Annotated in this window: 11 protein-coding genes and 1 riboswitch; of the genes, 6 read left to right on the top strand and 5 right to left on the bottom strand. The window is 60.7% G+C overall.

Annotated features, from left to right (window positions below; genetic code table 11):
- Positions 1 to 2: 2 nt before the first annotated feature.
- Together ABCN01_RS08800 and ABCN01_RS08795 are read right to left on the bottom strand one after the other, a co-directional pair.
- On the bottom strand, positions 3 to 1,310 hold the full coding sequence (locus ABCN01_RS08800) for a hypothetical protein (protein ID WP_342996910.1): 1,308 nt from the start codon (positions 1,308 to 1,310) through the stop codon (positions 3 to 5).
- A 140-nt stretch (positions 1,311 to 1,450) separates the two neighbouring features.
- Positions 1,451 to 2,404: a hypothetical protein gene (locus tag ABCN01_RS08795; protein ID WP_342996911.1), complete on the bottom strand. Its 954-nt coding sequence runs from the start codon at positions 2,402 to 2,404 to the stop codon at positions 1,451 to 1,453.
- Between the two features lie 203 nt (positions 2,405 to 2,607).
- Between ABCN01_RS08795 and ABCN01_RS08790 the strand changes: the two genes are divergently transcribed.
- The 5 genes from ABCN01_RS08790 (at position 2,608) to ABCN01_RS08770 (ending at position 9,423) form a co-directional block, all read left to right on the top strand.
- Positions 2,608 to 4,587, top strand: coding sequence for an NAD(+) synthase (locus ABCN01_RS08790; protein ID WP_342996912.1), 1,980 nt, complete (start codon positions 2,608 to 2,610; stop codon positions 4,585 to 4,587).
- A 117-nt stretch (positions 4,588 to 4,704) separates the two neighbouring features.
- A complete protein-coding gene (locus tag ABCN01_RS08785) occupies positions 4,705 to 5,868 on the top strand; it encodes a pyridoxal phosphate-dependent aminotransferase (RefSeq protein WP_006234344.1) in 1,164 nt (387 codons plus the stop codon).
- Between the two features lie 201 nt (positions 5,869 to 6,069).
- Positions 6,070 to 7,020: an L-lactate dehydrogenase gene (locus ABCN01_RS08780; RefSeq protein WP_342996913.1), complete on the top strand. Its 951-nt coding sequence runs from the start codon at positions 6,070 to 6,072 to the stop codon at positions 7,018 to 7,020.
- A gap of 127 nt (positions 7,021 to 7,147) precedes the next feature.
- A complete protein-coding gene (locus ABCN01_RS08775; protein WP_342996914.1) occupies positions 7,148 to 8,308 on the top strand; it encodes a DUF2974 domain-containing protein in 1,161 nt (386 codons plus the stop codon).
- Positions 8,309 to 8,418: 110 nt separating this feature from the next.
- On the top strand, positions 8,419 to 9,423 hold the full coding sequence (locus tag ABCN01_RS08770) for a nucleoid-associated protein (RefSeq protein WP_271744589.1): 1,005 nt from the start codon (positions 8,419 to 8,421) through the stop codon (positions 9,421 to 9,423).
- A 142-nt stretch (positions 9,424 to 9,565) separates the two neighbouring features.
- On the opposite strand, the gene dapD is transcribed toward ABCN01_RS08770, so the two are convergent.
- Genes dapD through dapA form a run of 3 tightly spaced genes read right to left on the bottom strand, consistent with a single transcriptional unit; the run spans position 9,566 to position 13,367 of the window.
- Positions 9,566 to 10,285 (bottom strand): 2,3,4,5-tetrahydropyridine-2,6-dicarboxylate N-acetyltransferase, encoded by a 720-nt coding sequence (dapD, locus tag ABCN01_RS08765; protein WP_099431491.1) that lies wholly within the window; start codon positions 10,283 to 10,285, stop codon positions 9,566 to 9,568.
- A gap of 39 nt (positions 10,286 to 10,324) precedes the next feature.
- Positions 10,325 to 11,065 carry a 4-hydroxy-tetrahydrodipicolinate reductase gene (gene dapB / locus ABCN01_RS08760; protein ID WP_342996915.1) on the bottom strand — a complete coding sequence of 247 codons (741 nt, stop codon included), beginning with the start codon at positions 11,063 to 11,065 and terminating at the stop codon, positions 10,325 to 10,327.
- Positions 11,058 to 13,367, bottom strand: coding sequence for a 4-hydroxy-tetrahydrodipicolinate synthase (dapA, locus tag ABCN01_RS08755; RefSeq protein WP_342996916.1), 2,310 nt, complete (start codon positions 13,365 to 13,367; stop codon positions 11,058 to 11,060). The genes dapB and dapA overlap by 8 nt, the downstream gene beginning before the upstream one ends.
- Positions 13,368 to 13,432: 65 nt before the next feature.
- A riboswitch (Lysine riboswitch) is annotated at positions 13,433 to 13,601 on the bottom strand.
- 144 nt (positions 13,602 to 13,745) lie between these two features.
- On the opposite strand from dapA, the gene ABCN01_RS08750 reads away from it, so the two are divergent.
- A complete protein-coding gene (locus tag ABCN01_RS08750; protein WP_342996917.1) occupies positions 13,746 to 14,927 on the top strand; it encodes an N-acetyldiaminopimelate deacetylase in 1,182 nt (393 codons plus the stop codon).
- The last annotated feature ends 70 nt before the right edge of the window (positions 14,928 to 14,997 follow it).

Here is a 14,997-nt window from a genome sequence, read left to right as displayed (position 1 = left end):
TGTTACTTGGTAGAAGGCTCGACTTTATCGATGGCCCAGGTGGATCCGAGGCCACCGGTGGTGTTGCGGCGAATGCGCACGGCAACCTCGCGGCGCTCGCCGGCCTGCGTGTAGCGCAGGGGGAAGCTTGCGCGGTTTCGCGCGGCCTCGATGGTACCGCGCTCGCGGGCGATCCAGTAGTACTCGCCGACAATGCCGAGGGTATCGGCGCCGTAGGGGAGATAGGTCGACAGCTGGTGCAGAAGCGGGCCGGGGCAGAAGACCTCGGTTGCGAAATCGACGGGGAAGTCCTCGGGGATGGCGGGCGCTACGGGTGCGGGGGTTGGGGCCTCTGCGAGTACCGAAGCCGGTGCCGGTGCGGGAATTTGGTCGCAAGCAGAGGCGGGCACGGATTCGATGACGGGTGCAAACTCCAGCGTCGTCTTCGGCTTGATTGTGGAATCTGCGGGCTTCACGGTGACGGGCGCGTCTGCAGCTTCAGTTTCAACCTCAACCTGCGTCGCGCTCTCATTCTCGACGCTCGACTTTGTCTCGACCGGCGTGGATGCCATGGTGGTGATGCCGGCGTTGGCGTTCTCGGGGTCATAGACGACCGTGAGCGAGATGGCAGGCTGCGGTGCCTCGGGCTCCGATGTCACCTCGGTAACGTCCTGTTCTGCGGGCTCTTCGGGCTGATCGTCCTCAGCCTCGTTGCCAAAGACATCGCTGTTTTGGAACGCAGGCGTCTCGGGTTGGTCAGCAGCTTCTTCGGTTGTCGACTTGGGCGCTTCGTTGAGCTCCACAGTGGCTTCCTGCTCGGATATGCCTTCGGAATCGGTCGTGGCGGCGATTTCGGTTTCGGGTTCTGCCGTTACCTCAATAGCGACTTCGATCTCTGTCTCGGGCTCGGGTTCCGGCGCGGCTTCAACCATGGCTTCGGGCTCGGAACGCTTAACGTGCTTGGGGCGCACGGCCTTGAGGTCCTTCTCACCGCGTTTCTTCTTTTTGTAGGACTGCTTGGTGCCCTTGGTGCCCTTGGGCTTGTCCTCGCCCTTGGCAAGGGCGGTATCCCAGGCCTCGTTGGCGATGACGGTGGCATACAGGCGGCCGCCCTTAAAGACGGTCAGCTTAATGCAGTCGTTGAGCTCCTCGAGCAGCTCGCGCGTGGACTCGAAGCCCAGGTCATAAGCGGCCATATCACCAGCGGCGAGTGCCTCCTCAACCTGCGTCATAAACGTTTGCTTGCCGCATCCAATCGCATCGCGCAGCAGGCGATACAGATAGATGTGGTTGCCCAGCGAAAGCGTGGGCCTAATTATTGTCTTGCTCATGGCAAATCTCCTCTTTACACATGTAAAGCATCTTACCATCGCATGGCGTTCGCCATGGCGGCGCCCAAGGCAAACGGGCGCGAACCGCTTTCGATTCGCGCCCGTTGTACAGGTCGGTTATCTATGAGAGGCAAATGTGCTTAGTTGCCCGATGTCGTGCCTTGGCTCGAGTTGTCAGATGCCGTGCCGGACGCAGTTCCGCTCGAGCTGTTGGTGTTGCTACTGTCTGCTGCACCCGTTCCCGACGTGGTGTCGCTCGTCTGGTCGCCCGTGCTCGGCTGAGAGCCGTCAGTCGTTTGGCTTGAGTCGGTCGTGCCGGACGGCGTGCCACTGTTGGCCGTGGAGGAATCGGTGCCTTGCGATTGGTTTTGGGTGTTCGAGGACGAATTGGCAGAGGTGGAACTGTCTTGCGTGTCGTCCGCCTGTGTCTGCTGATCTTGCGACTGGGTGTCGCCATTTGCATCGCTCTCGGTCGTGCGCGACGAAAGGATTGGCTCGGGACGCTCGCCCAGACCCTCACCGGCAGTGGTGATAAGGATGGCGCCGGCGCAGGCGATGACCGCGACGATGGCGATGGCGATCGAGAAGACGATGACCTTCTTTTGTGTCTGGCTGCGCTCTGCCGCCGCCTTGGCGCGCAGGCTGTTGGGGGCGACGCGCGCCGTGGTCGCGCGTCCCGCAACCTGGCGCATCTCCTGCGTGGTCGCGGCGCCACCTAGGTGCTCCTCGACATTGGGCTCAACGGGCTCATAGGCGCCGGCGGGGTAATCGACGTCGGCGTGCGTGCCCTTGATTGCTTCGGCGCTGGCGGAGATAAAGTGGCGATAGACCTGCGAGGACACAACAGTGATGACTGAACTCACAGCGGCACCAATCACCGAGCCGGCAATGCCGATCTTTGAAGCAAGCGCCACGCTCGTGGCGGCAGCTGCGGCGCCGGCGATGATCTGGGGAATGGAAATGTCGTCGAACAAGCCCTTTTTGGGCGCGATGGCCATGGTCTGTCCAATGGAATGGTTCTCGTGTACGCCGTTGTTGAGCGATGCCGGCGTCATGACGCGCGTGCGCGGCGCGTCGGTGTACTTGGTTGTCATACGGGGTCCTCCCGGTGTAAATCTGCTTCGTTTCGTGTAGCCATCAGGGTACCCACCAGATGTGAATCGTACGTGACATTTAACAGATACCATCAACTCATCAATTGCTCACCAAGTTGGTGGGATGCGGTTCCACCCGGCGGTTGAACTACAATAGGGCTTGCTAATTGTGTTGAATAGCGTTTACGCACGGGAGCATTCTTATGAATCTTCACCTTTCTCAGTCTGATGGCTTTTTGCGTGTGGCGGCGGCGTCGCCGCAGATTCGCGTGGCCGATATCGAGGGCAATGCCGAGGTTGCGCTGGCGGCTGTTCGCGATGCTGCCGGGCGTGGCGTTCGCGCGTTGGTGTTGCCCGAGCTTAATCTGTGCGGCTATACCGCGGCCGATCTGTTCCATAACCGCACACTGCTGCATGCCTGCGAGGCTGCTCTGGTGCATATCCTCGATGAAACCCGTGAGCTGCCGATCGTCTTTACCATCGGTCTTCCCGTTGCAGTTGCCGAGAACATCTACAACTGCGCTGCCGTGTGCTGTGCGGGTGAGCTTTTGGGCCTCACGGCCAAGAAGTATCTGCCCAACTATGGCGAGTTCTACGAGCGCCGCTGGTTCGCTCCGGCGCCCACAGATCCCGTGTGGGTCGAGTTTGCCGGTCAGGGTCCGGTTCCGCTGGGCTCGGGGCTTGTCTACCGCTGCTGTGATGAGGGTGCCGAGGATATGGTGGTGGGCGTTGAGGTTTGCGAGGACCTGTGGGTACCGGCGCCGCCTTCGACCGAGATGGCGCTTGCCGGTGCGACGGTGATCCTCAATCCGTCGGCTTCGGACGAGATTATCGGTAAGGCGGATTACCGCCGCAGCCTCATTTCCAACCAGAGCGCGCGCCTGTATTGCGCCTATGCCTACGCGGACGCGAGCGAGGGCGAGTCCACGACCGACATGGTCTTTGCGGGCGAGAACCTCGTCTACGAAAACGGCTCCAAGCTCGCCGCGACCAAACTGCTTACCTGCGATATGGCCATCGCCGACGTTGACCTTGACCGCCTGGTTGCCGAGCGCCGTCGCTCGACGACGTGGACGCGTACCGACGATGCTCCGGAGGCCACGACCATTGAGTTTTCGTTTGAGGGCGTGCTGGCCGAAGAACCTGTCCTGCGCGATGCCTGCGATATCGACCGCGTTTTCCCGCGCGCGCCTTTTGTGCCGGCCGACCACGGCGACTTGGCCGAGCGCTGCGAGACGATCCTCGATCTGCAGACTGCGGGGCTCAAGACCCGCCTTGCCCATACGGGCACCAAGGCTGCAGTCATCGGTCTTTCGGGCGGCCTGGACTCCACGCTGGCGCTGCTTGTGACCGTGCGTGCCTTCGATGCACTGGGGCTGCCGCGCACGGGTATCACGGCGGTCTCCATGCCCGGCTTTGGCACGACGCACCGCACTAAGTCCAATGCCGAGTCGCTCGCTCGCGACCTGGGCGTGAGCTTCCGCGAGGTTTCGATCCATGCGGCTGTGGAGCAGCACTTCAAGGACATTGAGCATGATCCAGCTGTGCAGGACGTGACCTACGAGAACAGCCAGGCGCGCGAGCGTACGCAGATTCTGATGGATCTGGCCAACCAGGCTGGCGGTTTTGTCATTGGCACGGGCGACCTGTCGGAGCTGGCGCTCGGCTGGGCTACCTATAACGGCGACCACATGAGCATGTACGCCGTCAACGCGAGCGTGCCTAAGACGCTCGTGCGCCATCTGGTGCGCTATGCGGCTGATGTCTTTGGCGGGCGCATTGCCGAGGTCTTGCTCGATATCCTCGATACGCCGGTGTCCCCCGAGCTTCTGCCGCCCACGGGCGACGGCGAGATTGCGCAGAAGACCGAGGATTTGGTGGGCCCGTACGAGCTGCACGACTACTTCCTCTACTACCTGTTGCGTTTTGGCTTTGAGCCGGGCAAGATCTACCGCATGGCACTCAAGAGCTTCGAGGGCGTCTACGGCGCCAAGACCGTCCACACGTGGCTACGTACGTTCTACCGTCGCTTCTTTGCCCAGCAGTTTAAGCGCAGCTGCCTGCCCGATGGTCCCAAGGTGGGCTCGGTGACGCTCAGCCCGCGCGGCGATTGGCGTATGCCGAGTGACGCTAGCTCGCGTCTGTGGCTTGCGCAGATCGACGCGCTCAATCCAGTTGACTAAGGTTGGCTAAATTGAACCAATACGGGGGTTGTAAGCGTTACACTTTTGCAATCTGATGGCCCGTATCGCGCGGCGCTCTTGTCGGAGCGCCGCGTTTTTATATCGAAAGGTGGCACCATGCAGGCATCGCAGCGTCTCGACCGCTTTGGCGCGGAGGTCTTCGCCTCGCTCAACAACAAGCTTCTCGCGCTGAAGGCCCAGGGCAAGACCATTTACAACATGAGCGTGGGCACACCCGACTTTAAGCCGTACGACCACGTGGTCGAGGCGCTCACGCAGGCCGCCCAGGACCCCGAGATGTGGAAGTATGCCCTGCGCGATCTGCCCGAGCTTAAGCAAGCCGTGTGCGATTACTACGAGCGCCGCTTTGGCGTTTCGGGCATCACACCGTCTATGGTGCAGTCGTGCAACGGCACACAGGAGGGAGTGGGCCATTTGGGCCTGGCCCTGCTCGATCCGGGTGACACCATTCTGGTTCCCGATCCGTGCTACCCGGTCTTTGAGGCGGGTGCCAAGATCGCCGATGCCAAGCTCGAATACTATCCGCTGGTTGCCGAGCATAATTACCTGCCCTATGTGGCGGGTATCGATCCCGAGGTGGCCGACCGTGCCAAGTATATGATCGTGTCGCTGCCCGCGAACCCGGTCGGCTCGGTGGGTACGCCCGAGGTCTACGAGGAGATTATCGCTTTCGCCCGCGAGCACGACCTGCTCATCGTCCATGACAACGCGTACTCCGACATCGTGTTTGACGGCGAGCCGGGCGGAAGCTTCTTGCAGTATCCCGGTGCGCTTGAGGTGGGCGTGGAGTTCTTCTCGCTTTCCAAGTCGTTTAACGTCACCGGTGCCCGCATCGGCTTTTTGGTCGGTCGCGAGGATGTGGTCTCGGCCTTTGCTAAGCTGCGCGGCCAGATCGACTTCGGTATGTTCTTCCCGATTCAGAAGGCCGCCATCGCCTGTCTGAACGGTCCGCGCGATGAGGTCGAGGCGCAGCGTCTGAAGTACCAGGAGCGCCGCGATGCCCTGTGCGACGGTCTTGAGGGCCTGGGCTGGGAGCGACCCAACGCGCATGGCTCTATGTTTGTGTGGGCCAAGCTTCCCGGTGGTCGCACCGATTCTATGGCGTTTTGCGAGGAGCTTATGGAGAAGGCCGGCGTTGTGGTGACGCCGGGCGCGAGCTTTGGCCCTTCGGGCGAGGGGCACGTGCGTATGGCACTGGTCCTGCCGCCCGATCAGATCGCTTTGGCTGTCGAGGCCATTCGCGAGGCGGGTCTGTATTAGAAACCTATTTCGACTCGTCAATAGCTCGAAACCGATTTCGTGCAGTTATTTTACGAATACTGCAAACAATTTCGGTAAACGGCCGATTTTTGGCTGCGAATAGGAGCATAATCAAAGTCCCGATTGGATGTATTGGGATTACGACAAGCCGCTCGGGTCGTTCCCGGGCGGCTTGTTTGTGGAGAGAGATGGGAGTTTCTAATGGTTAACGAGAAGAAGGTCGCTATTGTCGGCTGCGGTTTCGTCGGTTCGTCTTCGGCGTTCGCACTGATGCAGAGTGGTCTGTTCTCCGAGATGGTCCTCATCGACGTGGACAAGAACCGTGCCGAGGGTGAGGCCCTGGATATCGCGCACGGCGTGACGTTTGCCGAGCCGATGAAGATCTACGCCGGCGATTATTCCGATGTTGCCGACGCCGCCATGATCGTCGTCACCGCTGGCGCTGCCCAGAAGCCCGGTGAGACCCGCCTGGACCTGGTCAACAAGAACGTCAGCATCTTTAAGTCCATTATCCCCGAGATTAAGAAGTCCGGCTTCGACGGCATTCTGCTAATCGTCTCCAACCCGGTCGATGTTCTGACCTACGCCGCCATCAAGATGTCCGGCCTGCCCGAGGGCCACGTCATCGGTTCCGGTACCGTGCTCGACACCGGCCGCCTGCAGCAGATGCTTGGTGCCCACGTCGAGGTTGACCCGCGCGATGTCCAGGCCTATGTCATGGGCGAGCACGGCGACTCCGAGTTTGTCGCTTGGTCCAGCGCTCAGGTTGCCGGCGTTCCGCTGAACACTTTCTGTGAGCTTCACGGCCACTTGGAGCATGAGGCTGCCGAGAAGCGCATCGCCGAGGACGTCAAGAACTCCGCCTACACCATCATCGAGAAGAAGCACGCCACCTACTATGGCGTCGCCATGGCCGTCAAGCGCATCTGTACCGCCGTCATGCGCGATGAGCAGACCGTTCTGCCCGTCTCTTCGCTCATGGTGGGCGAGTATGGCCTGTCCGATCTTGCCATCTCCATGCCGACCGTCGTTGGCCGCGACGGCGTTGTCTGCCGCGTCCCCGTGCCGCTGAACGATGACGAGCAGCATGAGCTCACCGTCTCCGCCAAGGCCCTCAAGGACATCATCGGCAGCGTCGATTTCTCCTGCTAAATCAAGCTCGCTAGAGCGAAAAGCTACAATGAAGGCGCCCGGGCTCACACGGCCCGGGCGCCTTTTTGGTGCAAAGTAACCTGACCCCATTGCACCATCCCAATGCACCATAGTTGATGGGAGGGCCATGTCGGATTCGCCTAATTTTTTGACCTATGCCCAGACGGCGTTTGATCCGTTTGAGGAGCGGCCGTTCTGCGCGGTGGATAGCCTGGTCTTTGCGTGGTTGTCCTATTTGCGTTTGCCGGGTGATATGGCGGAGCTGACGAACTGGCAGGGCCTAGACGTACGCGAGCTGCTGCGCGCCGAGTGCTACCAAGACATGATTGGCGACCTGTGGGATCCGGAGGGGAGCCGTGCCCTGTTGGAGGCTGTGGCAGCAAGCCCTCGTTACCGTGGCGTTCGTGTTTGCGGCTATCGTGCTGTGAGCGATGTGGTGGCGACGGAGCAGTTTGCAGCCATGACGTTCCGGTTTCCGGCGGGGTTTAGCTATCTTTCCTTCCGGGGGACCGACAGCACGATTGTGGGCTGGAAAGAGGACTTTAACATGGCGTTCCGGTGTCCTGTGCCGGCCCAGGAATCCGCGGCGCGTTATGTAGACGAGGCGGCGGATGCGATTGACGGGCCGCTTTTGTGCGGAGGTCATTCCAAGGGTGGAAACCTTGCGGTGTACGGTGCGGCGATGTGCCCCGATGTCGCCCGTGAGCGAATCGAACGGGCGTATTCCCATGATGGTCCGGGCTTCGTCGAGGAGTTTCTGAGCGGCAACGCCTTTGCCAATCTTTCCGGTCGAATCGACAAGACGCTACCTCGGTCGTCGATCTTTGGCATGATGTTCGAGACACAGGAGGACTATGCCATCGTTGAGAGCACCGAGTTCAGCCTGCTGCAGCACAATCCCTTTAGCTGGGTGGTTGATGGTCACGACTTCGTGTACTGTGAGCGCCTGTCTGCCGGTGCTCGATACGTTGATGGTTCCATTCGCGAGATGTTGCTTGCAGTGTCGCCTAGCGAACGCGAGCGTTTTGTAGATGCGTTGTTCTCCGTGTTTGAGGCTACGGGTGCTGAGCGGTTTGCGGATATCGCTGGGAATCTGCGCGAGAGCCTGCCCGTGATGCTCCAGGCTGCGCAAGGCTTTGACGAGGATACACGACGCTTTGTCTCGCAGACCATCGTAGCAATCCTTAAATGCGCACTGCTGCCCAAACGACCTCAGATCGACATGCCCGCTGCCGGCAAGAGTTTGGCAGAACAGCTCGAGGCTTGGCAGTCCGAGCTCCTGCGCTAACCATTGGTGCAAGCAACCTGTCCCCGATGCACCAATCTTCGAAGCGCCTGGGGCGGGCTCGACCGCTATACTGGTTCGTGCTCAATTCGATCTAGAACGGAATGCCGTATATGAAAATCAATCACGCGATTCTGCATATCCTGGACTTTGACTCCGCCGTCAACGTCATGAGCCAGCGCGAGTTGGATATCGAGAGCCGTACCGTGCGCAACTTCGTGACCACGCATCTGCGCCGCGCACGCACCTCGGCCGACAATAAACGCGCCACGTTTGCCGAGAACTCTGCGTTTGGCGGCGAGCTCAAGGGCTATTTCTTTGGCGAGCGCGAGTTTGTGGACCTGTCGCAGCGGATTGCGGAGTTTATCTCCTCCGAGCTCACCAAAGCCGAGAAAGCCGAGTCCACTGACGTGCTCGTGGCTGATTTTGACGACGATGAGGATGCCCGCTGGTTTGCCGTGATGCTGCTGGGCTCCAAGCAGGCTTTTATGCACGAAGTGGGCCGCGAGGAGGGGGAGGTGCGCAACGACATCGCGCGCCACTATGCCATTCTGCCGAACCCCTCACAAAAGGTGCCGAGCTATGCCATCGTGCGCGCGAGCACCATGGAGATCGGCTATGTGGACAAGAAACGCAAGATCGCCGGCGAGGACCGTATGCTTATCCCCGATGGCCTGCTGCAGTGCGACACGGGCGTATCGGGCAAGGAGGTCATCGACACCGTGACGCGTGTGGTTGAGGAAGTCGCCGAGGAGCACGGTGCCAACACGGCTGTAGCGCTCGCTAAGGTTAAGGCTGCCGTTGCCGAGAAGGTTGAGGATGACGAGGAGCTGCCGCCTTGGGATATCGTCGATGAGGTCTTTGAGGACGAACCGGTTATCAAGGAGAGCGTGCGCGCGGCACTGACCGAGGAGAAGGTTCCTGAGCGTGTGCCCGTGGAGCGCAAGCAGGTCGAACGCGCGGCGGTGCGCAATCACAAGATCCGTACCGACACGGGTATCGAGATCAGCTTCCCGGCCGAGATGGGTTCGAACTCCGAGTACATCGAGTTTGTCAACGAGCCCAACGGCCTCATCTCTATCGAGCTCAAGAACATCGGAAGTATTGAGAATCGATAAGCTGTGCTTGGACGTTGCAGAAAAACAAAGGCCGAAGCCCTTCGGGACTTCGGCCTTTTTTGTTTTCGGCTTGGTTGCTGACATTGCGCCGCAGGTTGGGCATACGTCAGCGAAAACGCGGTTTGTCAAAACCGCGTAACTATTAAAGTTGACGTAAGCCCTCTTCCAGGCCGGTCTTGCTGTCGGTCTTCTCGTCGCGCATCTTGATGACGCGGGCGGGGACACCGGCCACGACGGCACCGGCGGGGACGTCCTCGACGCACACGGCGCCGGCGGCAACTACAGCACCCTTGCCCACGTGCACGCCTTCCAGGACCACGGCGTTTGCGCCAATCATGACATCGTCCTCGATGATGACGGGCGTGGCGCTGGCGGGCTCCACAACGCCTGCCAGTACGGTGCCGGCGCCGATGTGGCAGTTCTTGCCCACGGTTGCGCGACCGCCCAGCACGGCGCCCATATCAATCATGGAACCCTCACCAATGACGGAGCCGATGTTGATGATGGCGCCCATCATGATGACGGCGCGGTCGCCGATCTCGACGCGGTCACGGATGATCGCGCCCGGCTCGATGCGGGCGTTGATGCCCTTAAGGTCGAGCATGGGCACGGCGGAGTTGCGGCAATCGTTCTCCACGTCGTAGTAATCGATGGAATCGGCGTTGGCGTCCAGGATGGCCTTAAGCTCATCCCAGTCGCCAAAGACGGTCTTGCCGCGACGACCGCCGTAGACATGTGCGTCGCCCCAGGCAACCTTCATGCCGGGCTTCTCGCGCACGTACAGCTTGACGGGCGTCTTTTTGGGCGCGGTGGCGATGTAGTTGATAATCTCCTGCGCATCCATCTCGGCTGCGTTGCTCATTTGCTATCTCTCCTTTGGGCGGATTCGGTTGATACCTGGTTAGGCAAACATGACCTGGTCGAACGTATAGAAGCCGGGTTCGCGGGCGACGAGCTTCTGCGCGGCTGCCAGGGCGCCGTTGACAAAGATCTGACGGCTCGTGGCGCGGTGCGTGAGCGTGACCTCCTCGTCCTGGCCAAAGAAACCCACCTCGTGCACGCCGGCGACGGTGCCGCCGCGCAGCGAGTGCATACCGATCTCCTTGGAGTCGCGCGCGCCGCACATGCCCTCGCGACCGTAGACGGGGTGGTAGCCTGCTTCGGGCTCGGCCTCGACTACGGCGTCGAGCAGCAGCTTGGCGGTGCCGCTGGGGGCGTCGACCTTTTGGTTGTGGTGAGTCTCGACAATCTCGCAGTCAAAGCCGGGCAGCTCACGCGTGGCCTGGGCCACTAGATGACGCAGGGCTGCGATGCCGATGGAGTAATTGCCCGAGTGCATAACGCGGGTGTTCTGGCCCAGCTCACGCAGGCGGTCCATCTGCTCGGGGGTGTAGCCTGTGGTGCCCGAGACCAACGCCGCGCCCGTGCGCTCGACATAGGCGACGACGGCTTCGAAGGTCACGACGTTCGAGAAGTCGATGATAACGTCGGCCGCCGGGGCGCTCTCGAGCTCGGACAGATCAAAACCGATCTGGGCGACGATATCAAAAACGGGCTGCCCGCCGGCGTCGACAATGCCTTCGGCGGTAGTGCGGATGAGCGAGCCCATGCGGCCCGTTCCCATAATGACGGTCTTAATCAAGCAGACCAGCTCCCTTCAGAGCATCGGTAAGTGCAGCGCGCGTGTCGTCTGCCATGGGGCACAGCGGCATACGGTAGTTTGCCTCGATCATACCCATCTGGGCGAGCGCCTCTTTGACGGGGATGGGGTTGACCTCACTAAAGAGGGCATTGATGAGCGGCTGGCCGGCAATCTGGATATCGCGGGCGCGTGCCACGTCACAGTCCAGATAGGCGCGGCACATGTCGTGCACGAGCTGCGGCTGAACATCGGCCCACACGCTGATGGTGCCCGAGGCGCCCAGGCTCATGAGCGGTACGGTAAGCGCGTCCTCGCCCGAGTACATGCGGAAGTCGTCTGACAGCAGGTGGGCGATCTTGGCCGCGTAGGCGACGTTGCCCGAGGCCTCCTTAATACCCATGATGTTGGGGTGCGCGGCCAGGCGTTCTACGTTGCGCTCGCTGATGCCGCAGCCACAGCGGCCGGGGATGTTGTACAGGACGCAGGGGATGTCCACGGCATCGGCGACGGTCTTAAAGTGCTGATAGATACCCTCTTCATTGGACTTGTTGTAGTAGGGGGTGATGAGCAGCAGACCGTCGGCGCCCAGGCCCTGATAGGTGAGCGACTTGGTGAGCATGGTCTGCGTGGAGTTGGAGCCCGAGCCGGCAATAACGGGGACGCGTCCTGCAACATGCTTGACCACAGCGGCGACGACGGAGTTGTCCTCGTCATCGGTCATCGTGGCACTCTCACCGGTGGTGCCCAGGGTGAGGATGGCGTCAGTGCCATTTTGCAGGTGGAAATCGATAAGGCGCTCAAGCGCGTCAAAGTCGACACTGCCGTCCTTTTTAAACGGCGTGACAAGGGCGACGATTGAGCCCTCGAGATTGCGGATATCCATGTTCTTCTCCTTCGCTTCCGCGATCTGGACGCGTTTGTTCCATTGGGCGGCGACTGCTAGGCGCTCGTCCTGAGCGCGACGGCGGGCGCTTTCGGCGCGCGATTTGGCCAGCAGCTCGCGGCCGCACGGCAGCACGTCGAGCGTGGCAAAGTAATCGCCCGGGCGCTCGGCGCGGCGAATGAGGTCTGCCGAGCCATCGGGGCGCAGCAGGACCTCGGCGGAGCGCAGGCGGCCGTTGTAGTTGTAGCCCATAGAGTGGCCATGCGCGCCGGTGTCGTGAATCACGAGCAGGTCGCCCATGTCGATATGCGGAAGCTCGCGGTCGATGGCGAACTTGTCATTGTTCTCGCACAGATTGCCCGTGATGTCGTACGTGTTCGTGATGGTGGCTGCGGTTTTATCGGGACCGTCCGGCTGACCCATCACCGTGATGTGGTGGTAAGCGCCATACATGGCGGGACGAATGAGGTCGACGGCACTGGCGTCCACGCCGATATAGTCCTTGTAGATCTGCTTCTCGTGGATGGCCTTGGTGACCAGGCACCCATAGGGACCCATCATAAAGCGGCCCATCTCGGTGCAGATCGCCACATCGCCCATGCCAGCGGGAACCAGAATCTCGTCGTATGCCGCGTGCACTCCCTCGCCGATGGCGTGAATGTCGTTGGCCTGCTGCTCGGGCAGATAGGGGATACCGACGCCGCCGGACAGATTGATAAAGGCGACATGTGCGCCGGTCTCGCGCTCCAGGCGCACGGCGAGCTCAAAGAGGATGCGCGCGAGCTTGGGGTAGTAGTCGTTGGTGACGGTGTTGCTGGCAAGGAATGCGTGGATGCCAAAGTCCTCGGCGCCCTTGGTCTTGAGCATGCGGAACGCCTCGAAGAGTTGTTCGGTGGTCATGCCGTATTTGGAGTCGCCCGGGTTGTCCATGATGCCGTTGGAAAGCTGGAACAGGCCGCCCGGATTAAAACGGCAACTGACCGTCTTGGGGATGGGGCTTGCGACACGCTCAAAGAACTCGATGTGGCTGATGTCGTCAAAGTTGACGATGGCACCCAGCTTGTCGGCGAGCTCAAAATCCGCCGCCGGCGTGTCGTTGGACGAGAACATGATGTCGTGTCCGGTGATGCCCAGCGAGCGGGCAATCATGAGCTCGGTATAGCTCGAGCAATCACAGCCGCAGCCGTATTCGTTGAGAATGGAGATGAGCGCCGGGTTGGGATTGGCCTTGACGGCAAAGTACTCCTTAAAGCCCGGGTTCCATGCAAAGGCGTCGCGCACCTCTTGCATGTTGCGGCGGATGCCTGCCTCGTCGTATAGATGAAACGGCGTGGGGAACTGCTCGACGATATGCTCGAGTGTCTCCTTGTCCACAAACGGCTGCTTGGCCGCATATGCCTCGTTGGGGGTCAATGCCATGTCCCGTAAACCTCGCTATCCAGACGGCGCCATCTGCGCATCGAATCCGCATAGCGTGGACCCAATGTCCGGATAGCGCTCCCGCATTGCTGCAGACAGTCCTGTGGGTGTTTCCCACAGGCCCACCAGGTTGTTCGTGCCCGAAAAGCCCAGTTCGGCGGGTTTCGCCTCCCCACGGGGTCAAAGCCTGCCGGCTCGCCCGCGGTTCTTCGTGCCCGCGCCTCTATCAAGTGGTAACGACCCTACCACGTTGCACTTTACCAAACAAGAGTATTCGTATATAACGTTTAAAAAATGCAGGGATATGCTGGAAACAAGTGCGCCACAATCCTGTATCACAATAAATTGCAACAGATGTGCCTCACGAAGGGATCCTCTATGACCGAGCTCCAAGAACTCCGTCGCTATCGCCGCGATCTCCATCGCATTCCGGAGCTCGATTTCGATCTTCCGCAGACTATCGCCTATATCGAGGGCGTGCTGGCACCGCTCACCTGCGAAGTGACCCATCCGTGCCCCAGCTGCGTCTGTGCTTTCTTCGACGCCGGCGTTGATGCCGCGCATGCCACGGCGATTCGCGCCGATATGGATGCGCTGCCCATCGCGGAGGCGACGGGAGCGGCCTTTGCCTCGACCCATCCCGGCAAGATGCACGCTTGCGGACATGATGGACACATGGCCATGGCACTTGCCGCCGCGACGTATGTCGACCGTACGATTCGCGAGCAGTCGGGCGCCATTAGGCGCAACGTTCTCTTTGTGTTCCAGCCGGCCGAGGAAACGACCGGTGGTGCCAAGACGGTATGCGAGAGCGGTGTGTTCGAGCGCTATGGGGCTGATCGCATTTTTGGCTTCCATGTGTGGCCCGATCTGCCTGCCGGCACGTTGGCGAGTTGTTCCGGTCCGCTGCTGGCGCGTTCGAGTGAGACACACATTCATATTCACGGGACGAGCATCCATATCGCTAAGACCTATGGCGTTCCGGTCGAGGAGTCGCACGATGCGGCGCTGGCGGCAGCGAAGTTTTTGGTTGCCGAGCGCGGGCTGATGGATGAGCTGGGTGCCGATGAGCCCTGCATTGGCAAGTTCGGCCTGCTGCAGGCAGGCACCGTCTGCAATGCGGTGGCGGGGGAGGCCCATGTTGCTGGTAGCTTGCGCGTGTTTACAGACGCTATGTTCGACCGTGCGCGCGAGGGCGTGCGCCGTGTGCTCGACGAAGCGTGCACCGCAACGGGCTGCACGTATGATCTCGACTTCGCCGAGGGCTATCCACCGGTCGATAACGACCCCGAGTTGTTTGCCAGCGTCGCGCCTGCCTTGCCCGGGCTGCAGCTTGTGGAGGAACCGCTGCTGATCGCCGAGGATTTCGCGTTCTATCAACGCCATCTGCCGGGCGTGTTTTTCCTGCTGGGCACGGGTATGCCAGAGGACCAAGACAACCCGAGTGATTCGGATGGCTGTCCCGCCTATGCCACAAGCGCTCTGCATACCGATAGCATGCTCTTCGACGAGGAAATCCTTCTCAAAGGCCTCGATGTCTACAAACGATTGCTTGGTTGATTTTCAATCTCAATGCAACAGCCTGAACGGGTCCCGCGTTTCCGCAGCTAGCGCAACGCGGAAATAGCTC

The organism is Collinsella aerofaciens (assembly GCF_039062365.1).
Taxonomy (GTDB): Bacteria; Actinomycetota; Coriobacteriia; order Coriobacteriales; family Coriobacteriaceae; genus Collinsella.
The sequence above is the reverse complement of the archived record's forward strand: the minus strand, read 5'-3'. Positions and strand labels throughout refer to the sequence as shown.

Coding starts and splice junctions, on each gene's coding strand:
- ABCN01_RS08795 (WP_342996911.1), bottom strand. CDS start 2,404: ATGACAACCAAGTACACCGACGCGCCGCGCACGCGCGTCATGACGCCG.
- ABCN01_RS08775 (WP_342996914.1), top strand. CDS start 7,148: ATGTCGGATTCGCCTAATTTTTTGACCTATGCCCAGACGGCGTTTGAT.
- dapD (WP_099431491.1), bottom strand. CDS start 10,285: ATGAGCAACGCAGCCGAGATGGATGCGCAGGAGATTATCAACTACATC.
- ABCN01_RS08785 (WP_006234344.1), top strand. CDS start 4,705: ATGCAGGCATCGCAGCGTCTCGACCGCTTTGGCGCGGAGGTCTTCGCC.
- ABCN01_RS08800 (WP_342996910.1), bottom strand. CDS start 1,310: ATGAGCAAGACAATAATTAGGCCCACGCTTTCGCTGGGCAACCACATC.
- ABCN01_RS08750 (WP_342996917.1), top strand. CDS start 13,746: ATGACCGAGCTCCAAGAACTCCGTCGCTATCGCCGCGATCTCCATCGC.
- ABCN01_RS08790 (WP_342996912.1), top strand. CDS start 2,608: ATGAATCTTCACCTTTCTCAGTCTGATGGCTTTTTGCGTGTGGCGGCG.
- ABCN01_RS08770 (WP_271744589.1), top strand. CDS start 8,419: ATGAAAATCAATCACGCGATTCTGCATATCCTGGACTTTGACTCCGCC.
- dapA (WP_342996916.1), bottom strand. CDS start 13,367: ATGGCATTGACCCCCAACGAGGCATATGCGGCCAAGCAGCCGTTTGTG.
- ABCN01_RS08780 (WP_342996913.1), top strand. CDS start 6,070: ATGGTTAACGAGAAGAAGGTCGCTATTGTCGGCTGCGGTTTCGTCGGT.